At 72.7% G+C, this 1535-nt stretch carries 3 protein-coding genes and 1 pseudogene; 3 read left to right on the top strand and 1 reads right to left on the bottom strand.

What is annotated here, in order from left to right; all coding sequences use genetic code 11:
* Both AB0C29_RS47870 and AB0C29_RS47865 read left to right on the top strand, forming a co-directional pair.
* Positions 1 to 255, top strand: a 255-nt coding sequence (locus AB0C29_RS47870; RefSeq protein ID WP_360834958.1) for a substrate-binding domain-containing protein, incomplete at its 5' end; no start/stop codon positions are given.
* Between the two features lie 58 nt (positions 256 to 313).
* Positions 314 to 520, top strand: coding sequence for a hypothetical protein (locus AB0C29_RS47865; protein WP_360834956.1), 207 nt, complete (start codon positions 314 to 316; stop codon positions 518 to 520).
* A gap of 19 nt (positions 521 to 539) precedes the next feature.
* On the opposite strand, the gene AB0C29_RS47860 is transcribed toward AB0C29_RS47865, so the two are convergent.
* Complete coding sequence (locus AB0C29_RS47860; protein WP_360834954.1) at positions 540 to 1097, bottom strand: helix-turn-helix domain-containing protein; 558 nt, start codon at positions 1095 to 1097, stop codon at positions 540 to 542.
* A gap of 212 nt (positions 1098 to 1309) precedes the next feature.
* Between AB0C29_RS47860 and AB0C29_RS47855 the strand changes: the two are divergent.
* Positions 1310 to 1535: pseudogene (locus AB0C29_RS47855) on the top strand (hypothetical protein); the annotation flags it as partial.

The raw sequence follows: 1535 nt of genomic DNA, 5'->3' as shown, positions 1-1535 counted from the left end.
GCCCGCGGGGCCGGCGACGCCCTGCGCGAGGCCGGCCGCCGGGTCCCGGCCGAGGTGGCCCTGACCGGCTTCGACAACTGGGACGTCATGGCCCTGGCCAGCCGCCCCACCCTCACCAGCGTCGAGATGGACCTGGAGGGCCTGGGCCGGGCCGCGGCGGGCCTGCTGCTCGAAGCCATCGACGGCGTGGCCCGGCCCGGCACGCACACGCACCCGGCCAAGCTGGTGATCCGCGACTCGACGGTGGCCTCCTGACCGGCCCGAATCTCCGGCCCCGCTCCCTGACCAGGCCAGATGCTTGTACATTGCAGGGATGGACGACGTCGGGCCGGACCTCAGTTCGCTCTGCCGGGCCGTCCGCGACCTGGTCGAGGCCCAGCAGAGCCTGATCGAGGCGCTCAGCGCGCGCGGCCTCCTGGACGCCCGGGCCAGCGGGATGCTGGCGCGCCTCGACCAGCTCAAGGCCGAGGCCGACGAGACCCACAAGCTCGCCACCCATCCCGTCAGCCGCTGCCGCTGATCCGCGGTGGCGCTTTCCGTCAGGTCAGGTCGTTGAAGACGCCGTCGAGCACCAGCTCGATCGAGCGATCCGCGGCGGCCCGGTCCCCGGTGCTCTCGGCGACGCCCTGCACCATCGCCAGCAACAGCAGCAGATCCGCCGGGGTGACGTCGCTGCGCACGTACCCCTGGCTCTGCGCCCGCCGCAACGGTTCGCCGAAGGCGGCCAGCAACCGCTTCTGATACCGGTCCCGGGCACCGGGATCGAAGCGCCGGGCGAGCAGGACGAGCGGGCGCATGGCGACCAGGTTGTGCAGCACCTCGCGCAGCAGCTCGCGGAACATCGCCGGCCGGCAGACGTCACTGGCGGCGAAGGTCTCGAGCCGCTGCAGGTGATGGGCGACGACCGCGGCAGCCAGGGCGGAGCGGTCGGGAAAGTGCCTGTACAGGGTGGCCTGGCCGACGCCGGCGCGGCGGGCGATCTCCGGCATCGCGATGACGGATCCGCCGCCGCTCAGGAGCTCACACGCGGCCCGGACAATGGCCGCGCGATTGCGCTGGGCGTCTCGGCGACGCGCAGTCGGGGCACCGTACAGCACGGTCACGCTCCTCGGACTGACGTCGTATGTTACCTACCGGTAACGAGAATGTCACCACCTTCAATTTCTCGGTACCGCTTCCTACGCTGCCGCCACCGAACCACCGCTGCCCCTCCCACCGCAGCTCACCACCGGTGCGCGCAGAGCCGTCGTCACGTGTGCCACCGCGACCCACCCCTACCGGCGACATCGTCCTGTCCCGAGGAGTGCGCATGGCGCCACGTCGCTTCCCCCTGCCCACCGCCCTGCTGGCCGTGCTGGCCGGCACCGTCCTGACCATCACCGTCCTCCCGGCTCAGCCCGCCGCGGCCTCTGCACATGCCACCGCCGCTCTCGGCGCTGCCGGTCCGCTTTCCGCTGCTCCGCTGGCCTTCGCCCCGGCTGCCGCTGGCCCGGTCCGGGCCGCTTCGGTGGTCACCACCGGGCCGCGGTTCGTCG

Origin of the sequence: Actinoplanes sp. NPDC048791, assembly GCF_040650095.1 — a bacterium.
In the GTDB taxonomy this organism is placed as follows: Bacteria; Actinomycetota; Actinomycetes; order Mycobacteriales; family Micromonosporaceae; genus Actinoplanes.
The sequence above is the reverse complement of the archived record's forward strand: the minus strand, read 5'-3'. Positions and strand labels throughout refer to the sequence as shown.

What these genes read in the sequence shown, in the direction of transcription:
- AB0C29_RS47865 (WP_360834956.1), top strand. Translation starts at nt 314, where the DNA reads ATGGACGACGTCGGGCCGGACCTCAGTTCGCTCTGCCGGGCCGTCCGC.